18 protein-coding genes are annotated in these 22,755 nt (G+C 42.0%); 16 read left to right on the forward strand and 2 right to left on the reverse strand.

Features of this window, described 5'->3' with window-relative positions:
* The first annotated feature begins 1 nt into the window (after nt 1).
* The 4 genes from rng to tldD are packed head-to-tail and all read left to right on the forward strand — an operon-like array spanning nt 2 to nt 7,605.
* Complete coding sequence (rng, locus tag AC27I2_RS00425; RefSeq protein ID WP_487203202.1) at nt 2–1,474, forward strand: ribonuclease G; 1,473 nt, start codon at nt 2–4, stop codon at nt 1,472–1,474.
* Complete coding sequence (locus AC27I2_RS00430) at nt 1,474–5,337, forward strand: YhdP family protein (RefSeq protein WP_487203203.1); 3,864 nt, start codon at nt 1,474–1,476, stop codon at nt 5,335–5,337. Before rng ends, AC27I2_RS00430 begins: the two co-directional genes overlap by 1 nt.
* The gene (locus AC27I2_RS00435; protein ID WP_487203204.1) at nt 5,330–6,169 is read left to right on the forward strand and encodes a carbon-nitrogen hydrolase family protein; all 840 of its coding nucleotides are present in this window, start codon (nt 5,330–5,332) and stop codon (nt 6,167–6,169) included. Before AC27I2_RS00430 ends, AC27I2_RS00435 begins: the two co-directional genes overlap by 8 nt.
* Nucleotides 6,166–7,605, forward strand: a complete 1,440-nt coding sequence (tldD, locus tag AC27I2_RS00440) for a metalloprotease TldD (RefSeq protein WP_058550610.1) — start codon at nt 6,166–6,168, stop codon at nt 7,603–7,605. Before AC27I2_RS00435 ends, tldD begins: the two co-directional genes overlap by 4 nt.
* 49 nt (nt 7,606–7,654) lie before the next feature.
* On the opposite strand, the gene AC27I2_RS00445 is transcribed toward tldD, so the two are convergent.
* Together AC27I2_RS00445 and gorA are read right to left on the reverse strand one after the other, a co-directional pair.
* Nucleotides 7,655–8,512, reverse strand: coding sequence for a mechanosensitive ion channel family protein (locus AC27I2_RS00445; protein WP_487203205.1), 858 nt, complete (start codon nt 8,510–8,512; stop codon nt 7,655–7,657).
* Nucleotides 8,513–8,866: 354 nt separating this feature from the next.
* Nucleotides 8,867–10,228 (reverse strand): glutathione-disulfide reductase, encoded by a 1,362-nt coding sequence (gene gorA / locus AC27I2_RS00450; RefSeq protein ID WP_058404655.1) that lies wholly within the window; start codon nt 10,226–10,228, stop codon nt 8,867–8,869.
* A gap of 330 nt (nt 10,229–10,558) precedes the next feature.
* Between gorA and prlC the strand changes: the two genes are divergently transcribed.
* The 12 genes from prlC (at nt 10,559) to AC27I2_RS00510 (ending at nt 22,751) form a co-directional block, all read left to right on the forward strand.
* Nucleotides 10,559–12,598, forward strand: a complete 2,040-nt coding sequence (gene prlC, locus AC27I2_RS00455; RefSeq protein WP_487203206.1) for an oligopeptidase A — start codon at nt 10,559–10,561, stop codon at nt 12,596–12,598.
* Nucleotides 12,599–12,733: 135 nt separating this feature from the next.
* Nucleotides 12,734–13,912 (forward strand): response regulator, encoded by a 1,179-nt coding sequence (locus tag AC27I2_RS00460; RefSeq protein WP_138529482.1) that lies wholly within the window; start codon nt 12,734–12,736, stop codon nt 13,910–13,912.
* Between the two features lie 57 nt (nt 13,913–13,969).
* Nucleotides 13,970–14,725 carry a class I SAM-dependent methyltransferase gene (locus AC27I2_RS00465; RefSeq protein ID WP_058404670.1) on the forward strand — a complete coding sequence of 252 codons (756 nt, stop codon included), beginning with the start codon at nt 13,970–13,972 and terminating at the stop codon, nt 14,723–14,725.
* A gap of 103 nt (nt 14,726–14,828) precedes the next feature.
* Nucleotides 14,829–15,554, forward strand: a complete 726-nt coding sequence (gene trmJ / locus AC27I2_RS00470) for a tRNA (cytosine(32)/uridine(32)-2'-O)-methyltransferase TrmJ (protein WP_058404652.1) — start codon at nt 14,829–14,831, stop codon at nt 15,552–15,554.
* Between the two features lie 232 nt (nt 15,555–15,786).
* The gene (gene iscR, locus AC27I2_RS00475) at nt 15,787–16,278 is read left to right on the forward strand and encodes a Fe-S cluster assembly transcriptional regulator IscR (RefSeq protein WP_010555566.1); all 492 of its coding nucleotides are present in this window, start codon (nt 15,787–15,789) and stop codon (nt 16,276–16,278) included.
* A gap of 24 nt (nt 16,279–16,302) precedes the next feature.
* Nucleotides 16,303–17,520, forward strand: coding sequence for an IscS subfamily cysteine desulfurase (locus AC27I2_RS00480; protein WP_010555567.1), 1,218 nt, complete (start codon nt 16,303–16,305; stop codon nt 17,518–17,520).
* Nucleotides 17,521–17,568: 48 nt separating this feature from the next.
* A complete protein-coding gene (gene iscU / locus AC27I2_RS00485; RefSeq protein ID WP_008131649.1) occupies nt 17,569–17,952 on the forward strand; it encodes a Fe-S cluster assembly scaffold IscU in 384 nt (127 codons plus the stop codon).
* A gap of 12 nt (nt 17,953–17,964) precedes the next feature.
* Nucleotides 17,965–18,288, forward strand: coding sequence for an iron-sulfur cluster assembly protein IscA (gene iscA, locus AC27I2_RS00490; RefSeq protein WP_006791976.1), 324 nt, complete (start codon nt 17,965–17,967; stop codon nt 18,286–18,288).
* 75 nt (nt 18,289–18,363) lie between these two features.
* Nucleotides 18,364–18,891: a co-chaperone HscB gene (hscB, locus tag AC27I2_RS00495; protein ID WP_058404651.1), complete on the forward strand. Its 528-nt coding sequence runs from the start codon at nt 18,364–18,366 to the stop codon at nt 18,889–18,891.
* A 41-nt stretch (nt 18,892–18,932) separates the two neighbouring features.
* Nucleotides 18,933–20,795, forward strand: a complete 1,863-nt coding sequence (hscA, locus tag AC27I2_RS00500; protein WP_487203207.1) for a Fe-S protein assembly chaperone HscA — start codon at nt 18,933–18,935, stop codon at nt 20,793–20,795.
* A gap of 11 nt (nt 20,796–20,806) precedes the next feature.
* On the forward strand, nt 20,807–21,145 hold the full coding sequence (gene fdx / locus AC27I2_RS00505) for an ISC system 2Fe-2S type ferredoxin (protein ID WP_006791979.1): 339 nt from the start codon (nt 20,807–20,809) through the stop codon (nt 21,143–21,145).
* Nucleotides 21,146–21,323: 178 nt separating this feature from the next.
* Nucleotides 21,324–22,751 carry an NAD-dependent succinate-semialdehyde dehydrogenase gene (locus AC27I2_RS00510; protein ID WP_487203208.1) on the forward strand — a complete coding sequence of 476 codons (1,428 nt, stop codon included), beginning with the start codon at nt 21,324–21,326 and terminating at the stop codon, nt 22,749–22,751.
* The last annotated feature ends 4 nt before the right edge of the window (nt 22,752–22,755 follow it).

A 22,755-nucleotide genomic window follows, 5' to 3' on the forward strand; every position in this document is an offset into this window, starting at 1 on the left:
CATGAGTACAGAATTACTGATCAACGTAACGCCGAGTGAAAGCCGTGTTGCCCTAATCGAAAACGGTGTGCTTCAAGAGATTCAATTAGAGCGCATTGGTAACCTAGGTATTGTTGGCAATATTTACTTAGGTAAAATAAGCCGTGTTCTACCGGGAATGCAGGCAGCATTTGTTGATATTGGCTTAGAGAAAGCCGCATTTTTACATGCATCAGACATAGTAAACAGTGCCTCCATTGTTGAAGGCGTAGACGATGTACCAATAAAAAAAGTGCAAGACATACGCGAACTGGTTCGCCAAGGCCAATATATTATGGTGCAAGTGGTGAAAGATCCATTAGGCACAAAAGGTGCAAGGCTAACGACCGACATTACTATTCCTTCTCGTTACTTAGTATTTATGCCTGACGCAACGCATGTTGGTGTGAGCCAGAGAATAGAAACAGAAGAAGAGCGTTCTCGCCTTAAAAAAATTGTTGCAGAATATGGCGATGAAAATGGCAGCTTTATAGTTCGCACAGCGGCCGAAGGCGCAAGCGAAGAAGAGTTAAGACACGATGCTGGTTTTTTAAGGAAGCTGTGGGAAAAAATAACCGCACGCCGTAAAAAAACTAACAAAGCAACCATATTACATGAAGACCTAACGCTTGCCTTTAGAACACTGCGTGATTACGTGGGTGAAGACATGGAGCGTATTCGTGTTGACTCAAAGCTTACCTATCAAGAGCTAAAAGTATTTACCGAAGAATTTGTACCGCAACTTTCACAAGTACTCGAGTACTATCCGGGTGAGCGCCCTATATTCGACTTATTCGATGTAGAAAACGAAGTGCAAAAAGCGCTGCATCGTAAAGTAACGTTAAAGTCCGGCGGATACATTATTATTGATCAAACAGAAGCTATGACTACGGTTGACGTAAATACAGGAGCATTTGTAGGGCATCGTAATTTAGAGGAGACTATTTTTAATACTAATGTTGAGGCAACGTCTGCCATTGCGCGTCAGTTAAGACTTCGTAATTTAGGTGGAATAATTATTATCGACTTTATCGATATGATCAGTGAAGAGCATAAATGCCGTGTATTACACTCGCTTGAATCGGCGCTTGCTAAAGATCGTACTAAAACAAATATTAATGGTTTGTCAGCGCTTGGGTTAGTTGAAATGACCCGAAAACGTACCCGAGAGAGCTTAGAGCATATTTTATGTGATGTATGTCCTGCATGTTCAGGACGTGGCTCACAAAAAACAGTCGAAACGGTATGCTACGAAATATTGCGTGAAATTGTACGCGTAAACCGCGCCTATGCAGCCGATAAGTTTATGGTTTATGCAGCACCAGCTGTAAGTGAAGCCTTACTTAATGATGAGTACCACAACTTGGCAGAGCTTGAATTATTTATAGGTAAGCAAGTACACATACAAACAGAAAGCTTATACAGCCAAGAGCAGTTTGATGTGGTAATGATGTAATGAAAGCAAAAGCGGTCTGTTTTTTTTGTTTTAGAAAGTTATGGCAAACCTGCGCCATAATTTTGGTATTACTGGCCGTTATTGTTTCAATATTAAAATACACACTCCCTTACGCAAACGATTATAAAGGTGACATAGAAACCTACCTAGATGAAAAATTTGCTATTAGTTTATCTATTGGTGCTATTTCAGCAAGTTGGCAGGGAAATGGTCCTGCTCTTGTGCTTGAAGACTTGTCGTTTAAAGATAACGAAACTGCACCTATTTCGCTAACCATTGCAAAAACCAGCCTAGAGCTTAATTTATGGGAAAGCATAAAAACACTGCAATTAAAGTCTAATTACTTTGTTATAAATGGCTTTCATACCACAGTAAATGTGACAGACTTGTTTGAGAGTAGTACTCAAGATGATGTTTCGTTTGAGCAAAAAGAGCTTATAGAAGGGTTATTTTTAGGTAATACAGGTCATTTTGCAATAGAAAACTCCAGTATTAATTTTGTTTTAGACGACAACAAAGAGCGTAAACTCCTGCTTGAAAATATCATTTGGCAAAATGAAGAGTCACAACATTTAGGCAGTGGAACATTAGCTTTACCTGGTATTTCGGTTGGCACCTTTGACGCGCGCATTGCTCTGAAAGGGGAAAGCTTAGAAGAAGTTGCGGGCAACATGTATGTCCAAGCCAATAAGGTAGATGTGTCTAATTGGTTGGCGCAATATATAAATACTGAAAAACAACAGTTAACTAGCGATATCAATTTACAGGCTTGGTTAAAAATTGAAAAAGGCCTGATTGACGATATAAAAATGCAATGGCTACCAAGCTCCGTTACTTGGTTTAATGAAGCGCAAAGCCAACAAGTTAGTTTAAGTGAAGGTGGCTTTCACCTTTATCCTGAGCAAGGTAATTGGCATTTAAAAAGCACCGGTTTAGCGTTTAATAACAACAATACGACATGGCCAAGCCTAGAGTTTGAGGCTCAACTAGGTGAAAATAATCAAATTTGGTTAAATCAAATAGATATAGCGCTGCTGGCTAACTTGGCAGCATTGACTAATTTTGATTCTCTCGATGCTTTTTTAAAGCGTAAACCAAGTGGGCAAATACAGCAGGCATACGTTAATTATGAAAGTAACCAGCAGTGGCAGGTATGGTTTAACGCCAATAACATTGGCTGGCAAGAGCTTAACTCAGTACCTGCAGCGCAAGGTTTACGCGTAAACGGGTTAATAAACCAAAATAAAGGTCGTATCAGCCTATTTGGCGAAAACGGCACCTTAATAACTGGCGACAGCTTTAGTGACAACATTAAGTATAACCAGCTAAACATAGAATTAGATCTCGCAAAGCAAAATAATAATTGGCGTATTAGCAGTGACAATATTTGGTTTGATAACAATGAGGTCACACTCGCTGCTGAGATGCAGCTTAGCTTTGGTGATTCACCGCGCCTTTATTTATACGCAGAGGCGTTTGCAGAGGATGCCAGTATTGCGGGTCATTATTTCCCGTTAAAAGCAATGAGCCCAGAACTCGTTAGCTACTTAAACGGGGCTATAAAAGGCGGTGAAATATCAAAAGCTCAAGTTTTATTTGCCGGGCCATTATCTGGGTTTCCGTTTAAAGATGGCTCAGGGCAATTTGATGTACTTGCCCAAATTGATGACGCCACGTACCAGTTTGATCCGCAGTGGCCAGCTGTAACAGATGCAAAGGTAAAACTACATTTTGCTAATGAGCGCATGGACATTTACAGCCAACAAGGCACCTTGGTTAATTTAAATGTGGGTAATAGCGTTAAAGTTAGCATTAATGATTTAATGAATGCCGATGAGCTTGTGGTGCAAATAGATAAAAAAGCGCCGATGGAAAACCTGCACACCTTCTTTAAAGCCACACCTATTGCGAGCCCGCTAGCTGATATTTTTGAGGTCATACAAGGTAAAGGTGAAGCCGATGCCAGCATTGAGTTACTGGTAGGTTCAAAGTTTGAAGGTGGTGCAAGTGTTAGCGGCACCGTCAAGCTAGATGACTTGCCAGTATTTATTGCCACACCCGGTATTGCATTAAATAACTTAACCGGCGTGCTTAACTTTAAAAACGATAATATCGAACTTAAAAATGCGAGCGCTACATGGCTTGGGATGCCGCTGGCAATTAATTACACTAGCCAAAGTGAAGCGAGTTACTATAAAGCAAACATAAATATTAATGCACAACTTGATGCCAATACCCTAATTGATAGCGGGCAAGGTATTTTAAAAGGCTCACTAGAAGGGCAAAGTGCGGTTGATATAGGGCTTGTGCTTAATTTTACCGAGCAAGGGTTTAATTACCGTGCACAGGTTAACTCTGACCTTATTGGGTTAACAAGTAAATTACCAGCACCATATAATAAAATCGACACACAACCGTGGGTTCTTAATGCGGTTGTTCAAGGCGATGACATTTCAAACCTTATAACAACACAGGTAAATAAGCAGTTTTATTTTAATGCAATATTAGAAAATGGAAAATCGCAATTTAGCAATGCGCACTTTATTATAGGTAAGCAAGACTTAGGCCTTAACTCACAAGACTTAAGCGTTACGATAAACCTAGAGCAAACAGAGCTTGTTCCTTGGGTAGATCTTATTGATCAAATTATTAGTGCAGCCCAAAACGATGACGATCCTCAATCTCAAGGCATTATGCCACCACTGAATGAAGTAGTCGCCAATATTGGCATGCTCGATATTAGCAGTATGGTATTTAACGACTTTGAAATGCGCTTAGCCCCTGAGCAAAGCAATGTGTATTTAAAATTAAACGCCAAAGAACTGCGTGCAGGTGTATTTATTCCTACATCGCAGCGCAGCCAGCCTATTAGAGTTAACGCAGATTATTTACGCGTTAATTTTGCAGAGCAAATTGAAGCCCCCATTACTGAAGCTGCAAAAGCAGAACCCGAAACCGATTTAACGTGGCTGACGAACTTACCTGCTATAGAGTTTGAATGTGCAGATTGTAAAATTACCAACTACCAACTAGATAAAGTAAGCGCTTCGTTACTTGGCGACGGTAAGCGATTGGTTATTTCTGAACTCGTTGTTGATAAAGGCGACCATATTTTACGTACTAAAGGGCAATGGCAAAATGGGCTTACCCAGCTAAGTGGCGAGGTTAAAAGTGATGATATAGGGGCCTTGTTTAATGAGTTTGATATTACCACTGCAATTAAGGGCTCTAAAGCGACTATAAACTACAACCTTGCATGGCAAGCTGCACCTTACTCATTTGATGTTCCGAGCCTCAGTGGAGAAATTGATTGGGACTTAGGAGAAGGGCACCTAACCGAAATTAGCGACGGTGGCGCCCGAGTCTTTTCGTTGTTGAGCTTAGATTCGTTGGTGCGTAAATTAAAACTTGATTTTAGAGATGTATTTTCAAAAGGGTTCTTTTACAACAGCATGCAAGGTTCTATGCAATTAGAGAACGGTATCGCTTATACAAAAGACACTAAAATGGATGGCGTTCCGGCTGATTTAACTATCAAAGGGTATGCAAATTTAAATACGCTTGATATTAACTACGATCTTGCTGTTGCACCACAGGTTACCTCAAGTATTCCGGTTATTGTGGCATGGATGGTAAATCCTGTAACAGGGCTAGCAGCGCTTGCACTAGATAAAGTAATACACTCTGCGCGCGTTATTTCTGAAATTAATTTTAAAGTGACTGGCACTATGAGCGAGCCTGTTGTTCAGGAGCTAGATAGGAAAAGCCGTGAAGTTACCTTACCACAAGCGGCGCAAAACCAGCCCCAAGCATCAGTCGATTTAAAACTTAAAGATGCTGAAGTAACCGCAACTAATGACTAATTTAGCGACGCCTAAAAACCACAATATATTTGCTTTGCAAATGTGCTCTGGCTTAAATGCCGACGACAATATTGCAGAGTTAAAAAAAGCGTTAAGCACACTCCCTGCTAAGCGGCCACTGCTTGTATGCCTACCTGAGGCCTTTTTGGTGTTTAGCAAAAGTGGTCACGATACGCTGTTAATAGCTAAACATATTGAGCAATACAAACGTCAAATAAGCCAGTTGTGTAAACAACATAATATTTGGTTAAGCGCAGGGACAATTCCTGAGCCTTACAACAATACTAAATATTATGCCGCCTCACATTTATATAATAATCAGGGTGAGTGCGTTGCAACGTATAATAAAATACACCTATTTGATGTAAACGTAGATGATAAAACGAGGAGTTACCGCGAATCCGATTTTACCCAAGCTGGTAGCGATGTGGTTGTGGTTGAATCCCCCTTTGGTAAACTAGGTCTAACAGTATGTTATGATCTGCGTTTTAGTGGCTTATTTACTGCGCTTGTGCGTAAAGGAGCAGAGGTTATTTTAGTGCCAAGTGCATTTACAATGGTGACAGGCCAAGTACATTGGCAGGCATTATTAGCGGCGCGAGCAATCGAAACCCAATGTTATGTCGTTGCTGCAGCCCAATATGGCACACATGAAAATGGCCGACAAACGTATGGTCACAGTATTATTATTTCACCCTGGGGTAACATTTTAAGTAATTTACCCAGCGGTACAGGTTTTATTAGCGCTAACGCTGATTTAGAGCAGTTAAAAAAAATTAGACGAGATATGCCTGTGCAGTCTCATCAACGATTTAGAGAGCATTTATTATGAATTCGGTTGAACAGCATTTATTACACGACAGCCAGCTAAATAGAGAAGAGCTCGAAAAAACGCTCGCTTACATACATCAGCACAAAGTAGACTACGCCGATTTATACTTTCAATCGAGTCATCACGAGTCGTGGGTACTTGAAGATGGCCTAGTAAAAGAAGGCTCTTACAATGTAGAGCGCGGAGTTGGCGTACGTGCAGTAAGCGGCGAAAAAACGGGCTTTTCATATTCAGATGCTATCAACTTAGAAGCGCTTAACAAAGCGGCTACAGCAGCTCGCAGCATTGCCGATGCAGGCGAAGATAAAGCCATTAAAGTATTTAGTGATGTATCAGCAAAAGTGCAATTTGCACCGCATCAGCCAATTTCAAGTATGAGCGATAGCGATAAAGTTAGTTTATTACGGGAGCTTGAAAACTACATTCGAGAACTCGCCCCCGATGCAGAGCAAGTAATTAGCTCTATGTCAGCAGTATACGAAGAAGTATTAATTGCAGCCAGTGACGGTACATTTGCTACCGATATTCGCCCGCTTATTCGTTTAAACTGTTCAGTATTGCTTGAAAAAAATGGCCGTCGTGAGCGCGGTGGCGCAGGCGGTGGAGCACGTTTAGATTACGGCTATTTTAAAGAGCTGGTAAACGGTAAACCACGTTGGATGGAGTTTGCACAAGAAGCTGTTCGCCAAGCTAAAGTCAACCTAGAAGCCATTGACGCGCCAGCTGGCACTATGGAAGTGGTATTAGGAAATGGTTGGCCAGGTGTGCTTTTACACGAAGCGGTAGGCCATGGCCTTGAAGGCGACTTTAATCGTAAAGGCGCATCTGCATTTAGCGGTAAGGTAGGCCAAAAAGTGGCTTCTGAGCTATGTACCGTCGTTGATGATGGCACCATGGCCGATCGTCGTGGTTCTCTAAACGTAGATGATGAAGGCACTCCTGCTGCATATAACGTGCTTATCGAAAACGGTATTTTAAAAGGCTACATGCAAGATAAGCTAAACGCACGTTTAATGGGGGTTAACCCAACCGGAAATGCGCGTCGTGAGTCGTATGCGCACTTACCTATGCCACGCATGACAAATACCTACATGTTAGGTGGTGAGCATAGCCAAGCCGATATTATCAGTAGCGTTAAAAAAGGCGTGTTTGCACCTAACTTTGGTGGCGGGCAGGTTGATATTACCTCGGGTAAGTTTGTGTTTAGTGCATCAGAAGCGTACTTAATTGAAAACGGTAAAATTACACAGCCAATCAAAGGCGCCACCCTCATTGGTAATGGCCCTGAAGTCATGCAGCATATTTCAATGGTAGGTAACGACTTAGCACTTGATAAGGGCGTTGGCGTGTGTGGTAAAGATGGCCAAAGTGTTCCGGTTGGCGTAGGGCAACCTAGCCTTAAAATTGATCAGCTAACGGTAGGTGGAACAGCTTAAAGGCCTAACCGATAAAGTTTAGGCGCGAAACCCTTCGCGCCTAGTCGTTCTATGAGCTAGTTGCTTGGTTATTTACTTCGCTTAACGCAATTTTATGCTTCATTTCTTCTTCATACCATAGCGCCATAAAACACTCTGTGAGTTTATACTCTATGTCCAGTGCCTGCTCGGTTGGGCAAAATAGCGTAAAGCGCGCTCTAAACTCACCCAATTCGGTTGTTCCAAAATGTATTTCTGGTGCAGGGCCCGATATTTTTGCATCTAGTTTTCGCTCAATAATCGAGTTATAACGAGTGGCGAGCTCTTCAAACTCTTCGCAATACATTTTAGCTTTCACCGAGAGCGTGTCGTAAATTGGGTAAGGGTTAAAGCTCTCTTTTCGAACAATAGAAAAGCTATGTGTTGCAAAGCGTTTTACATAATTTAGATTTTTAATTGGGCTGGTAATGAGTTTATTATTAGGTATGTAAATCGTTTTTCTTGAAAACTGATAAGTGTGCATGTCTATTTCATGCATGGTTGTTTTTATCCAGTCTGTTTCTGCTACTTCACCGTAATATTCACCGACTTGCACCCAGTCGCCGACCCTAAATGGCCGTGTGGTGACTAAGTAAAAAAAGCCAATAACACATTGAATAAACTCACGAGTGGCTAAAACAATGGCAACCGCAAAGGCCGCAATAGATAACGCAAAATTTTGAATTTCAGTCGACCACACAAACAACAGCGACAGCACCAACACAAAATTAATAAAATGTTTAATGTTATGTGCAATGTAGCGAATATCTTTGTCTTTTTTTTCTGCGCGGTTTCTCGCTAATTTATCAACAAGTACTTTTAATCCAAGTGCAAAACTAAGCATAACAATTGAAACAAGAAACGGGTGTAGCAATATATCAGTAATCATAATATCCAGTTGTAGGTATGTTGATAAACACACGCTAGTATATTGAGTTATTTAGCTAATAAGCAAATTTTACCCTAATAAAAAGGCCCCTTAACACATAACTGTAAGGGGCCTAGGGCGTGTTGATCTTTGATGGTTGAACATGCGCTGCCCTTCGGGTTCTGCCTAGGGGCGATAAACTCTTTGTTACTCGGTTTTTACTTAGCCCACTAGGTTACAAACCTCGCGCCGCGATTTAATCGCCCCTAGATTGAACAAACTTTAATCCGCAAAGGTCAACACACCCTAGTTAAATTAGTAAATAACTTGAACTCTGGTTAAGAGATTTATTATCCAGAGTTTAGGTTAAATAGCTTAGCGCATAGTAACAAACTCTTCAGAGCCCGTTGGATGTAGTGCAACAACAGCATCAAAGTCAGCTTTAGTTGCGCCCATTTTCATCGCTACGGCAAAGCCCTGAATCATTTCATCAACGGCAAAACCAAGCCCGTGTAAGCCAACCACTTTTTCCTCTTCCCCTGCGCAAACTAGCATCATGTTGCATGCTTGGCGGTGCTGAGTTACCGCGGTGTACATAGCAGCAAAGCTTGATTTATACACTTTCACGTTTTCGCCACCGTATTGAGAAATCGCTTCTTGCTCGGTTAAACCAATGGTACCAATAGGCGGATGACTAAATACCACGGTAGGTACTAGGCTATAATCCATTTTTAAGTCGTCAGGGAGATCTTTATTAAATAAGCGCTCAGATAGGGTACGGCCCGCTTTAACTGCAACAGGCGTAAGCTCAATACCGCCTTCGATAATATCACCCACGGCATAAACATTTTCAGCCGTCGTATTTTGGTATTCATCTACTTTTACATAACCACCTTCGTTTACTTCTACCCCCGCTGCTGCAAGGTTTATTTTGTCTGTTGTAGGTGTACGGCCAATGGCCCAAATAACCTGATCAACATTTTGGCTGTAACCGTTTTCAAAATGAATAGTTAAACTGCCGTCACTTTCTTTGATTACTTCTTTAGGGGAGCAGTCAGTATGAAGAGTCGGACCTTCTTTAGCCATAATATCGACGAGCGTGTCGATAATATAAGGGTCAAATGTACGCAGAGGCTTACTCTTACGCACGAATAAATGTGTTTCTGTGCCTAAGCTATGTAATACACCCGCAATCTCTACGGCAATGTAACCCGCACCAATAACAGCTACGCGTTTAGGTTGTTCGTTAAGCTCAAAAAAGCCATTTGAGTCAATTCCATGCTCAGCGCCCGGAATGTTTGGAATAGTAGGGCGCCCACCTACGGCCACTAAAATATGATCGGCGGTGTAGTGTTCACCATTTACTTCAACAGTTTTGCTATCAATAAATGTAGCAAAGCCTTTAATGACGGTAACGCCATTGCTGGCTAGTCCGTTATCGTAACCTTTATGAATTCGGCCTATGTAGGCTTCACGACTTTCTACTAACTTGCTCCAGTTGAAATCTTTTACTTCAACGTTAAAACCGTAATCTGGCGCATATAAATTGATTGCTTCAGCTACTTGGGCACCATGCCACATAACTTTTTTAGGCACACAGCCTACGTTTACACAGGTTCCGCCCATGTGTTTTGCTTCAATAAGTGCGACTTTAGCGCCACGCATAGCAGCTCGGTTTGCAGAGGCAATACCCCCACTACCACCGCCAATTGCAATGTAATCAAAGTGTTGTGTCATTTTAAGTCCTTAGGCGTTGAGTTTTATGCGCATTAGCATAACATTAAGTTTTAAAAATAAAGAGTATTTAGGTGACCTATGTTTAGTAAAAAAACATTCGAATTTACAGCCTTATCGATATAAACCTATACGCTAAGTCAGTACCAAACAGAATATCTGCAGTACGTAAACGGACTCGCTTTAGATTGCATTACCTGTAGGCATTCGTTATTACCGAGTCTAAAAGTGGTTTTTAATGGCTTTTGAATAGCCAGATTAATAAAAGTAAGTTGTTTTTTAACTTTTAGACCCAATCTAAAAATGAAATGCATTAACGCAAAGAGAGTATTTATGAGCAACCCACTGATTGGCCTTGAAGGCTTACCACCATTTTCTAAAATTAAGCCTGAATTTGTAGTACCGGCACTTAAAGACGGTATAGCAAATTGCCGAAAAGCTATCGATGACGTACTTGCCAAAAAGTCATACACGTGGGATGACTTAGTGTTACCACTTGAAGAAGCCGACGATAAACTATCGCGACTATTTTCGCCTGTTTCTCATTTAAATTCAGTAATGAACAATGACGAACTACGCGAAGCGTATGAGCAATGTTTACCCCTTATTTCTGAGTACTCAACCTTTGTAGGCCAACATCAAGGTTTATACGAAGCGTATAATGCCTTGTACAACAGTGACGAATTTAAAACACTGACCACAGCACAACAAAAATCAATTACCAATGCGCTGCGCGATTTTAAATTGTCGGGTATTGCATTAGCGAGCGATCAGCAAAAGCGCTATGGCGAAATTAGTGCGCGCTTATCTGAGCTTTCATCTAAATTTGGTAACAATGTAATGGATGCGACGTTGGCGTGGCATAAACACATTACTGATGAAGCCGATTTAGCTGGGCTACCCGAGTCTGCACGTGCACTTGCTGCTGACACTGCCAAAAGTAAAGAGCTAGAAGGTTGGGTATTTACGCTTGATTTCCCATCTTACTTGCCAATTATGGCATACGCTGATAACCGTGAGCTTCGCAAAGAAACCTACACGGCATTTAGTACACGCGCATCGGATCAAGGTCCAAATGCGGGTGAGTTTGATAACTCAGACATTATGAAAGAAGCACTTGCACTTCGCCATGAGCTTGCTCAGTTATTAGGGTTTAACAGCTACGCTGAGAAATCACTAGCGACAAAAATGGCTGAAACACCAGAGCAAGTATTTTCGTTTTTAGAAGATTTAGCCGCTAAATCTAAGCCGCAAGCAGAGCAAGAAGTGGCAGAACTAAAAGCGTATGCTGCACAAAAACACGGAATTACAGAGTTAGAAGCGTGGGACTTTGGCTACTACGGCGAAAAATTAAAACAAGAAAAATATGCAATTTCTGATGAAGTACTGCGCCCATATTTCCCTGCTGATAAAGTGTTAAGTGGCTTATTTGAAACGGTTAACCGTTTATTTGGCATTAGTGTTAATGAAGTAACCGATTTTGATACGTACCATAAAGATGTACGCTTTTTTGAAATTGTTGATAGCAATGACACGCTACGAGGTCGCTTTTACTTAGATCTATACGCACGCGACCGCAAACGCGGTGGTGCATGGATGGACGATTGTATGGGTCGTAAGGTACGCGCTAATGGCGAGTTACAAACGCCTGTCGCTTATTTGGTATGTAACTTTAACAAAGCGGTAGGCAATAAACCGGCTTTATTTACCCATAACGAGGTAACCACCTTATTCCATGAATTTGGCCACGGTATTCACCACATGCTAACTCAAATTGATGCTGCACCTGTAGCAGGTATCAATGGCGTAGCATGGGATGCCGTAGAGCTACCAAGTCAGTTTTTAGAAAACTGGTGTTACGAGGAAGAAGCGTTGCGCTTTATTTCGGGTCACTTTGAAACCGGCGAGCCACTACCCAAAGAACTACTTGATAAGTTATTAGCTGCTAAAAACTACAACTCAGGCATGCAAATGCTGCGTCAAATTGAGTTCTCGTTATTTGATTTCAAAATTCATAACGATTATGTCGCAGGCGAGCCGTGTCAAATTCAGGCGGTATTGAATGATGTTCGCAGCCGTACCTCGGTTGTTCAAGCTCCTGAGTTTAACCGTTTTCAGCATGGGTTTAGCCATATTTTTGCGGGTGGTTATAGCGCCGGATATTATTCTTACAAATGGGCTGAAGTATTATCGGCTGATGCGTATGCTAAGTTTGAGGAAGAAGGTATTTTTAATCCCCAAACAGGGCAAGCCTTTATGCAACATATTTTAGAAAAGGGCGGTAGTGAAGAGCCTATGGAGTTATTCAAAAACTTCCGAGGCCGCGAGCCACGTGTTGATGCGCTACTTCGCCATAGTGGCATAGCAGCTTAAAAATATGCCATTTATTAAATGTAACAAAAGCGCCTAAACGGCGCTTTTTTATTGTGTAGATAATAGGCTATAAACGTTAGTAATTTCAGCACGCCGTACTATGCTCTAAGCATACTCAGCTGAACGGATTTGTGTATGACAAAGTTAGTACTTACCATTGATGACGATAAATTAACCCACCTTATTATTGAAGAGTCTTTAACTGGGTTTTGCAAACTTCTTCACGCTAAAGAAGGCGCTGAAGGGCTTAGATTAATAAACGAACATAAACCCGATATTATTCTTCTTGATATAGAAATGCCGGGCAAGTCGGGTTATCAAGTCTGCCAAGAAATAAAACAAAATCCCGATACGAAAGATATTCCGGTTATGTTTTTGTCATCAAAAGAAGCGCTTATCGACCGAGTAAAAGGCTACAGTGTTGGTGCGTCTGACTACATAATGAAACCGTTTAACGCAGAAGAGCTAATGGCACGTATTAAAATACTGTATGCGTATCGCCAACAATGCGTCAAACTCGAAAGCGATATAAATAAAGCCAACAAAACTGCCGCAATGGCGATGACCGAGTCGGGAGATATGGGGCGAATTATGCGCTATGTTGGCCAAAGTTATCATGCCAACAGTTTAGACATTTTGAGCGAGTACTTTTTGGGGTTTTTTACCCCCTTCAATTTGGATGTGGTGGTTGTATTTTGGTACCAACATAAAAGTGAATTTTACAGCTTGCAAGGCGGCGTATGCCCACTAGAGCAAGAGTTATTGGCGCAACACAAAGACGCACAGCGGTTTGTTGATATAGGTGACAGCACTATTATCAACTACCCAAAGCTATCGCTACTGGTTAAGAATATGCCGGTCGATGACACCGAAAAATATGGGCGTTATAAAGATTTATTCCCTCATATTTTAGAGGTCACCAATGAAAAGGTCGTTACTATGGAAAGAAACGAAAAAACCTACGAGCAAGCTGATCAAATTAGCACGGCACTGGAAGATATAACAAGCCAGTTTAACGCTCAAAATGTCACGCAAAGTAATGTAGCCGATCAGTTTTGTGCACAACTAGAGGCACTAAATACAGCTATCGAGCTTCAAAAAAATAACTTAAATCCCGCCGATATTGATTTATGTATATCGCAACTTGAACACACGATGCAGTTGTTGGTGTCTGCCAATAGCGATTTAGCGTTTATAAAATATCAGTTTGAGCAGGTAACACAAAGCCGCAGTGAGTTTTTACAGAGTTTACGCCACAAAGTAGATGACATTGAGACGACAAATAACCAAGAGCCTGACATAGAGCTATTTTAGTGCGCTTAAGCCCGCTGGTTGATATACTCTGGCGGTATTTTATCGTCGGAGTGTATTGTGGTTATTCAGTGTGCCTTTAAAGAGTGTCGCCCGTATTTAAATGAATTAGAAACACGTTTTGGTTTGGCAAAGTGGCAACAAGAGAGCCAAGGTTTTAGCTTACACTATGACGATACAGGGCTGAGTTTACTTAAAACAGATGAACCTAAATTAGGCGCCATTAACGTTGACTTTGTTACCGGAGCTGCTGCTCATAGGCGAAAATTTGGTGGCGGTAAAGGCCAAGCTATTGCCAAAGCGGTTGGCCTTAATAAAGGGGCAACGCCTGTGGTACTTGATGCAACCGCAGGTTTGGGGCGTGATGGCTTTGTATTGGCGTCACTCGGTTGCAAGGTTATCTTACATGAGCGTCATCCGGTTGTTGCTGCACTGCTGGCCGACGGTTTAAACAGAGCTTACAGCGACACAGAAATTGGCCCTTGGATGAAAGACAATATGAGCCTAGTCTTTGGCTCAAGCCACACGTTACTTTCCCAATGTGAAAGCATGCCCGATGTGGTGTATTTAGATCCCATGTTTCCACACCGCGAAAAGTCAGCCTTAGTAAAAAAAGAAATGCGAGTGTTTCAAGAGTTAGTAGGCGCAGATACCGACGCCGATGATTTACTTGAATTTGCCTACCCACTTGCCAGTAAGCGAGTGGTGGTTAAGCGCCCTGATTACGCCCCGTTTTTAAATGACAAAACCCCCAGTATGCAAATTAAAACTAAAAAGAACCGTTTTGATGTGTATGTAAAAGCGGCCATGGTTTAAAGGCCCTTATTACGTATGTTGAGCGGCTTTAAGGATCTAGGATCTTTTTAAGCTTTTATGTTAGAATTCGCGCAATTTTTTGGCATTAGTAAGAAGCACAGCAATGATCTTAGACGATATTCGCGTTGTTTTAGTTAACACATCACACTCTGGCAATATAGGTTCGGCGGCTCGCGCCATGAAAACAATGGGTTTATCAAAACTTTATTTAGTTGACCCTGCTTGTGAAATTGACAGCCATGCCAGTGCATTATCTGCAGGTGCTAGCGATGTGTTAGGTAATGCAGTGATTGTTGAAAAGCTTGAAGATGCCATTGCTGATTGTGCATTAACTATTGGTACAAGCGCACGTTCACGCACGCTATCATGGCCGATGGTTGAGCCTCGCGAGTGTGGTGAAAAGCTGGTGGCTGAAGCCGAGAATGGCCCCGTGGCATTAGTGTTTGGTCGCGAAAACAGTGGCTTAACCAACGAAGAGCTACAGCTGTGTAATTACCATGTATGTATTCCAGCTAACCCAGAATATAGTTCATTAAACCTCGCAATGGCTGTGCAAACATTGTCTTACGAAACACGTATGGCATTTTTGAATAAGCAACCTAAGCAAGAAGCGCAAGACGACACGGTTTACCCAAACTCTAAACAAACAGAGCTGTTTTACGATCACCTTGAAGAGACCTTGTATAACACAGGCTTCATCATCAAACAGCACCCAGGCATTGTAATGACAAAGCTTCGTCGTCTATTTAACCGTGCACGCCCAGAAGAGGCAGAGATGAATATTTTGCGCGGTATTCTTACCTCTATAAATAAATCGATTCCTAAGTAAGGTATAGCAATTAGTTATATAAACGGGTGTTTAAATAACTGCCTAATACTTGACTAAATTACTCAGGTAATTACAATGGTGTCAATACTTGACCAAACAGGTCAAGTATTAAAAATTTGTTAACTACATTCACTTTAAGCGATATGTTTTTAAATCAAATTTTTATCAAGTGATAATACTTGACTAATTTACTCTGGTAATTAAAATTTGCACTCTTTGTGCAGGGGGCGTTATGAAATTAACATCTAAAGGCCGTTATGCCGTTACAGCGATGCTTGATGTTGCGCTGCACACAGGTGTTGGTCCTGTCGCCCTTGCTGATATTTCACAGCGACAAGAAATTTCTTTGTCATACCTTGAACAATTATTTGCTCGCCTGCGTAAAAATGGCTTGGTAAGTTCGGTTCGAGGTCCTGGTGGCGGCTATTTACTAGGGCGAGAAGCCGATGTTATTTCTGTTGGTGATATTATTACCGCGGTTGACGAATCGGTTGATGCAACACGTTGCCAAGGTGCCAATACTGGCTGCCAAAGCGGTATGCGCTGTTTAACCCATAATTTGTGGTCAGATTTAAGCGCACGCATAGAAGAATTTTTGAATAATATTACCCTTGCTGAATTGGTGGAAAAATCAGATGTGAAAGAAATCGCATCACGCCAAGATAACAGTATCAATAATGCAATTAAGCAGTTGGAAAACATTCAAGTAAGCTGTCAACTTTAAGGTTGACCTGCAGCGGAGAGAGAAATGAAGTTACCGATTTATTTAGATTACGCAGCAACCACGCCTGTTGATGAGCGTGTTGCTAAAGAAATGATGCAATGCCTCACAATGGACGGTAAATTTGGTAACCCTGCATCACGTTCACACCGTTTTGGTTGGCAAGCAGAAGAAGCCGTTGACCAAGCACGTACAGATATTGCTGATTTAGTAAATGCAGACCCACGTGAAATTGTTTTCACTTCGGGTGCAACTGAATCAAACAACCTTGCTATTAAAGGTGCAGCACAGTTTTACAAAAAGAAAGGTAAGCACATTATTACCGCTAAAACTGAGCACAAAGCAGTAATCGATACGTGTCGCGAATTAGAACGTCAAGGTTTTGAAGTAACCTACATGGACGTTGAAGAAAACGGCCTTCTTGATCTGCAAAAGCTAGCAGACACAATGCGTGATGACACAGTACTTGTCAGCATCATGCACGTGAATAACGAGCTAGGTGTAATTCAAGACATCGCGACTATTGGCGAAATGTGTCGTGAACGTAAAATTATGTTCCATGTAGATGCAGCGCAAAGTGCAGGTAAAGTACTTATTGACGTGCAGCAGCTTAAAGTTGATTTTATGTCGTTCTCTGCGCATAAAGCGTATGGTCCTAAAGGTGTTGGTGCGCTTTACGTTCGTCGTAAACCACGCGCTCGATTAGAAGCGCAAATGCACGGTGGCGGTCATGAGCGTGGTATGCGTTCTGGCACACTTGCAACGCACCAGTTGGTGGGCATGGGGACTGCATTTAGAATCGCAAAAGAAGATTTTGAAAAAGATTTTGCACACATCAGCGCATTACGTAAACGCCTAATTGACGGCATTATGGCTGATATGGACGAAGTGTACTTTAACGGCACACAAGATCAGTCAGTACCGGGTATTGTGAACATCAGCTTTAACTTTGTTGAAGGTGAATCGTTACTTATGGCAGTAAAAGACATTGCGGTATCGTCAGGTTCAGCCTGTACATCTGCAAGCTTAGAGCCTTCTTATGTTTTACGTGCACTTGGCCGTAACGACGAATTAGCACACAGCTCAATTCGTTTCAGTATTGGTCGTTTTACTACCGAAGAAGAAATTGATTACACCGTTGAATTAATGAAAAACTCTATCGGTCGCCTACGTGAAATGTCTCCACTTTGGGAGATGCATCAAGAAGGTATTGATTTAGATTCAGTTGAATGGGCTCACCACTAATAATTAGTGATGTAAGCACATACCCTAGCAGGTAATGAGGATAGAATTATGGCGTACAGTGATAAAGTAATCGACCACGTAGAAAACCCACGTAACGTAGGTGCTCTAGACAAAAACGATCCGTCAGTGGCAACGGGTATGGTAGGCGCACCAGCATGTGGTGACGTAATGAAATTGCAAATTAAAGTATCGTCTGAAGGCGTTATTGAAGATGCGAAATTCAAAACCTATGGTTGTGGTAGCGCAATTGCTTCTTCTTCACTTGTAACAGAGTGGGTTAAAGGTAAAACACTCGACGAAGCAGCAACAATCAAAAACACGGATATCAGTGCTGAGCTAGAATTACCACCAGTGAAAATTCACTGTTCAATTTTAGCCGAAGATGCAATTCAAGCAGCAATTGCAGACTACAAAAGCAAACAAGCGAAGTAAGAAGAGAAACTCATGGCAGTGACATTGACAGATGCGGCAGCAAACCGCGTACAATCATTTTTAGCAAACCGCGGCAAAGGGTTAGGTCTGCGCGTTGGCATTAAAACGACGGGCTGTTCAGGTCTTGCTTATGTACTAGAGTTTGTTGACGAGTTAAACGAAGACGATGAAACGTTTGCAGCTAAAGGCGTTACTTTAATAGTTGACGCAAAAAGCTTAGTTTACATTGACGGCACAGAGCTCGACTACACTAAAGAAGGTTTAAATGAAGGGTTTAAATTTAATAACCCTAATCAAGCTGATGAGTGTGGTTGTGGCGAAAGTTTTACCGTTTAATTGCTACGTGTAATTGTATTTTGAAGCCCTGCAACTGTAGGGCTTTGTTATTTCTGAATATTACTGGTTGAAGCTATGCGTTACTTTGAATTATTTGCAGTGCCCGTTGATTATAATATTGATTTAGCAACGATTAATAAAAATTACCTAGAATTACAGCGTGCTGTTCACCCCGACCGCCATGCCAATGCAAGCAGTCGTGATAAGTTAATGTCGGTGCAAAGTGCTGCTGAAATTAACGATGCCTTGCAAACACTTAAGCACCCCGTTAAACGTGCTGAGTATATGTTAAGCGAGCTAGGGGTTGATATTCGCGCTGAGCAACAAACGCTGCAAGATCCTATGTTTTTAATGCAGCAAATGGAATTGCGCGAAGAGCTCGAAGAGCTTGCATCTGCAAGCGACCCAGATGCGGCCATTGCTAATTTTGAAAAACAAATAAAACAACTTAACGAGCAATACAGTGCACAGCTTGCAGAGCAGTTAGCAAGTAACGACGAGCAACAGTATCAATTGGCGGCTGATAATATTCGTAAACTGAAGTTTGTTTATAAATTACGTGACGAACTAGAACGCATTGAAGACAGTTTATTTGACGATTAATTACTTGCTGCAAAGCGAGCAAAACGAGTTTAAAGAGCATTATGGCATTATTGCAAATTGCTGAGCCGGGGCAGAGCGCGGCACCACACGAACATAAACTAGCCATAGGTATTGACCTTGGCACGACTAATTCATTAGTGGCTACCGTGCAAAGCGGCGAAGCGCGCACCTTAACGGATGAGTTAGGGGCTGCGATGCTACCGTCGGTTGTTCGTTACCAAGCCGGTGGTATTACTGTGGGTTCAGATGCAGCTCAAGCTGCAACACAAGACCCTGCTAATACGCTTATTTCGGTAAAGCGTTTTTTAGGTAAAACACAAGCTGAAATAGAGCAAAGCTACGGCCAACTACCGTATCAATTTTGTGAAGATAATGGCTCGCTTGCAATTCAAACAGAGGCCGGAAAAATTAGCCCGGTTAAAGCGTCAAGCCACATCTTAGCGGCGTTAAAAGCGCGTGCAGAACAAAGTTTTGGTAATCAAGAAATTTTAGGGGCTGTTATTACCGTTCCTGCGTATTTTGATGATGCTCAGCGTCAAAGTACCAAAGATGCAGCAGAACTTGCTGGTATTAACGTATTGCGTTTGTTAAATGAGCCAACCGCGGCGGCTGTTGCCTATGGCTTAGACTCGGGCCAAGAAGGGATCATTGCAGTTTACGACTTAGGCGGTGGTACATTTGATATTTCTGTTCTTCGTTTACACCAGGGTGTTTTTGAAGTAATGGCAACGGGCGGCGATTCAAGCTTAGGGGGGGACGACTTTGATTCACTACTGGTTGATTACTTTAAGCAGCAAACGGGTGTGTCGGCGTTATCACCTTCGGTTTTACGTTTATTTATTAATAAAGCAAAAGCCTGTAAAGAAGCGTTAAGTCAGTACGCAAAAGTAAATGTAGGGCTTGAGTTTGACGGACAAAACCACACGGTAGAAGTAACGCGCGAAACATTTGACGAAATGGCGATGCCGCTGGTTAAAAAAACGCTGCGTTCGTGTCGCCGTGCTGTAAAAGATGCTGGCATTGAGAACGAAGAAGTTTTACAAGTTATTATGGTCGGCGGTTCAACGCGTATGCCACTGGTACGTAGCCAAGTACATAGCTTCTTTGATAAAGAACCGCTCACTTCAATTGACCCAGATCGGGTTGTTGCATTGGGTGCTGCGCTTCAAGCCGATGTGCTCATTGGCAATAAGCCAGACTCAGACATGTTATTGCTAGATGTACTGCCACTGTCGCTTGGACTTGAAACCATGGGCGGTTTGGTTGAAAAAATTATTCCGCGTAACACCACCATTCCGGTAGCGCGCGCTCAAGAATTTACAACGTTTAAAGATGGTCAAACGGCGATGTCTTTGCATGTATTACAAGGTGAGCGTGAGCTGGTTGACGATTGTCGTTCACTTGCTAAATTTAGCTTAAAAGGTATTCCACCAATGGCAGCTGGTGCTGCACATATCAGAGTAACCTTTAAAGTTGATGCTGATGGCTTACTAAGTGTTTCAGCTATGGAAAAATCAACGGGTGTGCAAGCTGAAATTCAGGTTAAACCGTCGTTTGGTTTATCTGATGATCAGGTAGCTAACATGTTAAAAGAGTCGATGAGCAACGCAAAAGACGACATGCAAGCGCGTATGCTTAAAGAGCAACAAGTTGAAGCCCTTCGTGTTATTGAAGCACTAAATGCTTCGTTAGATGCCGATGGCGCATTACTTGACGACACACAACTTACAAATTTAAGAGCTGAAATTGCAGAGCTAGTAAAAGTGCGCGAAAATGCACAGCAACCTAGCGAAATTAAAGCGGCTATCGAAAAAGTAGATAATGCCAGTAGTGAATTTGCATCGCGCAGAATGGATGCATCAATTAAAAAAGCCCTAACGGGTCAGTCAGTAGACAACATTTAAGAGAGATTAGAATGCCACAAATTGTTTTTCTTCCACATCCTGAATTGTGTCCTGACGGCGCTGCAATTGAAGCTCCTGAGGGTCAAACTGTACTCGACGCGGCGCTTAAAAATGGCATAAGTATTCCACATGCATGTGAAAAGTCGTGTGCGTGTACTACGTGTCATTTAGTTATTCGTGAAGGGTTTGATTCACTTGACGAAAGTGACGACCTAGAAGACGACATGCTAGACAAAGCGTGGGGCTTAGAGCCTGAGTCGCGTCTTGGTTGCCAAGCAATTATTAGAGATGAGGACTTAGTGGTTGAAATACCTAAGTACAATCTCAATATCGTTAATGAAGAGCACTAGTTTTTAATTAACGACTATTATATTAAAAGCCGCTGTTTAATACAGCGGCTTTTTTGTTTGTAAATTGTAGGCGTGACGAGTAAAGCTCGTAAGTTTTTTGTAGACGTAAAGAGTTAGCCTTGGCTCTATGCCACGCATTAAAAGCTAACACCTTAAAACGTAATTTTGGAGGTTTATTTTGAGTAATCTAATTTTTTGTGACTCGTTTATTAATGGTGAATTTTATAAAACTAACCAACGCTTTAGCGTTGACGATCCCGCTACCGAAAAAAGTATTGTTGAAGTAAGTGATATAGACGAGCAAGGTGTAAATAGCGCAATAACAGCCGCACAGGGCGCTTTTGTAAAATTAAAAACGACTAATGCCACTGAGCGCAGTGAAACGCTCATGCGCTGGTACGAATTGGTAATAAAGCACAAGCAAACATTAGCTGAAGTAATGACCAAAGAACAAGGTAAGCCGCTTAAAGAGTCGTTGAGGGAAATAGATTACGGTGCAGGGTTTATTAAATGGTTTGCAGAAGAAGCCAAGCGAAGTTATGGCGATGTGATCCCACCTACCGACAATAACCACCGTTTAACCAGTTTTAAGCAACCTGTAGGGGTTGTAGCAGGCATTACACCTTGGAACTTCCCTGTTGCAATGGTGACACGTAAAGTAGCGCCTGCTTATGCTGCAGGCTGTAGTTTTATATTAAAGCCTTCTGAGCATACGCCGCTATGCGCGATTGCATTAGCATACCTAGCCGACCAAGCTGGCTTTGTTAAAGGGGCATTTAATGTACTTGTATCGCAAGACGCTAAAACAGTGGGTAAAATACTCACCGACTCACACATTGTCCGCAAGTTTACTTTTACCGGCTCTACAGGTGTTGGTAGCCAATTACTTAAGCAATGTGCCGACACGGTTAAGCGTACCTCAATGGAGTTAGGTGGCAATGCGCCGTTTATCATTTTTGATAATGCGGATCTTGATGATGCGATTGAGGGGCTTATGGCGGCTAAATTTAGAAACAGCGGCCAAGCGTGTGTTGCTGCAAACCGTATTTTTATTCAACGAAGCGTTATTGATAAAGTATTGTCGAAAATTACACCTAAAGTTGCGGCACTCAAAGTAGCCAATGGCTTTGAAGAAAATGTGGATATTGGGCCGCTAATTTACCCAAAAGCTAAGCAAAAAGTACAAGATTTAATTCAGGACGCGCTAAATAAAGGCGCTAGCTTAATTGGCGATAACAGCGATTTAGGGGGGAGCTTTCAAAACCCGCTTATTATTACTAACGTTAATACCACCATGGACATATACCACGAAGAAGTATTTGGCCCTGTACTAACAGTAATACCCTTTGACGAAGAGGCAGAGGTACTTGCGCTTGCTAACGACGTACCCTATGGCTTAGCCGCCTATTTTTATAGCCAAAGTTTAAAACAAGTTTACCGTATCAGTGAAGGACTTGAATTTGGCATGATAGGCGTAAATGAAGGGGTTATATCAAACCCAGTTGCTCCGTTTGGTGGGGTAAAACAGTCTGGCTTAGGGCGTGAAGGGGGGTATCAAGGGCTAGATGAATACCTAGAAGAAAAGTACGTATGTATTAAAATTTAATCGC

Source organism: Pseudoalteromonas sp. NH0006-46, assembly GCF_057547735.1.

Bases quoted from the DNA above. Each gene is read 5' to 3' on its own strand.
- trmJ (WP_058404652.1), top strand. From the start codon at position 14,829: ATGATCTTAGACGATATTCGCGTTGTTTTAGTTAACACATCACACTCT.
- iscA (WP_006791976.1), top strand. From the start codon at position 17,965: ATGGCAGTGACATTGACAGATGCGGCAGCAAACCGCGTACAATCATTT.
- iscU (WP_008131649.1), top strand. From the start codon at position 17,569: ATGGCGTACAGTGATAAAGTAATCGACCACGTAGAAAACCCACGTAAC.
- hscB (WP_058404651.1), top strand. From the start codon at position 18,364: ATGCGTTACTTTGAATTATTTGCAGTGCCCGTTGATTATAATATTGAT.
- AC27I2_RS00480 (WP_010555567.1), top strand. From the start codon at position 16,303: ATGAAGTTACCGATTTATTTAGATTACGCAGCAACCACGCCTGTTGAT.
- tldD (WP_058550610.1), top strand. From the start codon at position 6,166: ATGAATTCGGTTGAACAGCATTTATTACACGACAGCCAGCTAAATAGA.
- AC27I2_RS00445 (WP_487203205.1), bottom strand. From the start codon at position 8,512: ATGATTACTGATATATTGCTACACCCGTTTCTTGTTTCAATTGTTATG.
- AC27I2_RS00430 (WP_487203203.1), top strand. From the start codon at position 1,474: ATGAAAGCAAAAGCGGTCTGTTTTTTTTGTTTTAGAAAGTTATGGCAA.
- iscR (WP_010555566.1), top strand. From the start codon at position 15,787: ATGAAATTAACATCTAAAGGCCGTTATGCCGTTACAGCGATGCTTGAT.
- rng (WP_487203202.1), top strand. From the start codon at position 2: ATGAGTACAGAATTACTGATCAACGTAACGCCGAGTGAAAGCCGTGTT.
- prlC (WP_487203206.1), top strand. From the start codon at position 10,559: ATGAGCAACCCACTGATTGGCCTTGAAGGCTTACCACCATTTTCTAAA.
- gorA (WP_058404655.1), bottom strand. From the start codon at position 10,228: ATGACACAACACTTTGATTACATTGCAATTGGCGGTGGTAGTGGGGGT.
- hscA (WP_487203207.1), top strand. From the start codon at position 18,933: ATGGCATTATTGCAAATTGCTGAGCCGGGGCAGAGCGCGGCACCACAC.
- AC27I2_RS00435 (WP_487203204.1), top strand. From the start codon at position 5,330: ATGACTAATTTAGCGACGCCTAAAAACCACAATATATTTGCTTTGCAA.
- fdx (WP_006791979.1), top strand. From the start codon at position 20,807: ATGCCACAAATTGTTTTTCTTCCACATCCTGAATTGTGTCCTGACGGC.
- AC27I2_RS00460 (WP_138529482.1), top strand. From the start codon at position 12,734: ATGACAAAGTTAGTACTTACCATTGATGACGATAAATTAACCCACCTT.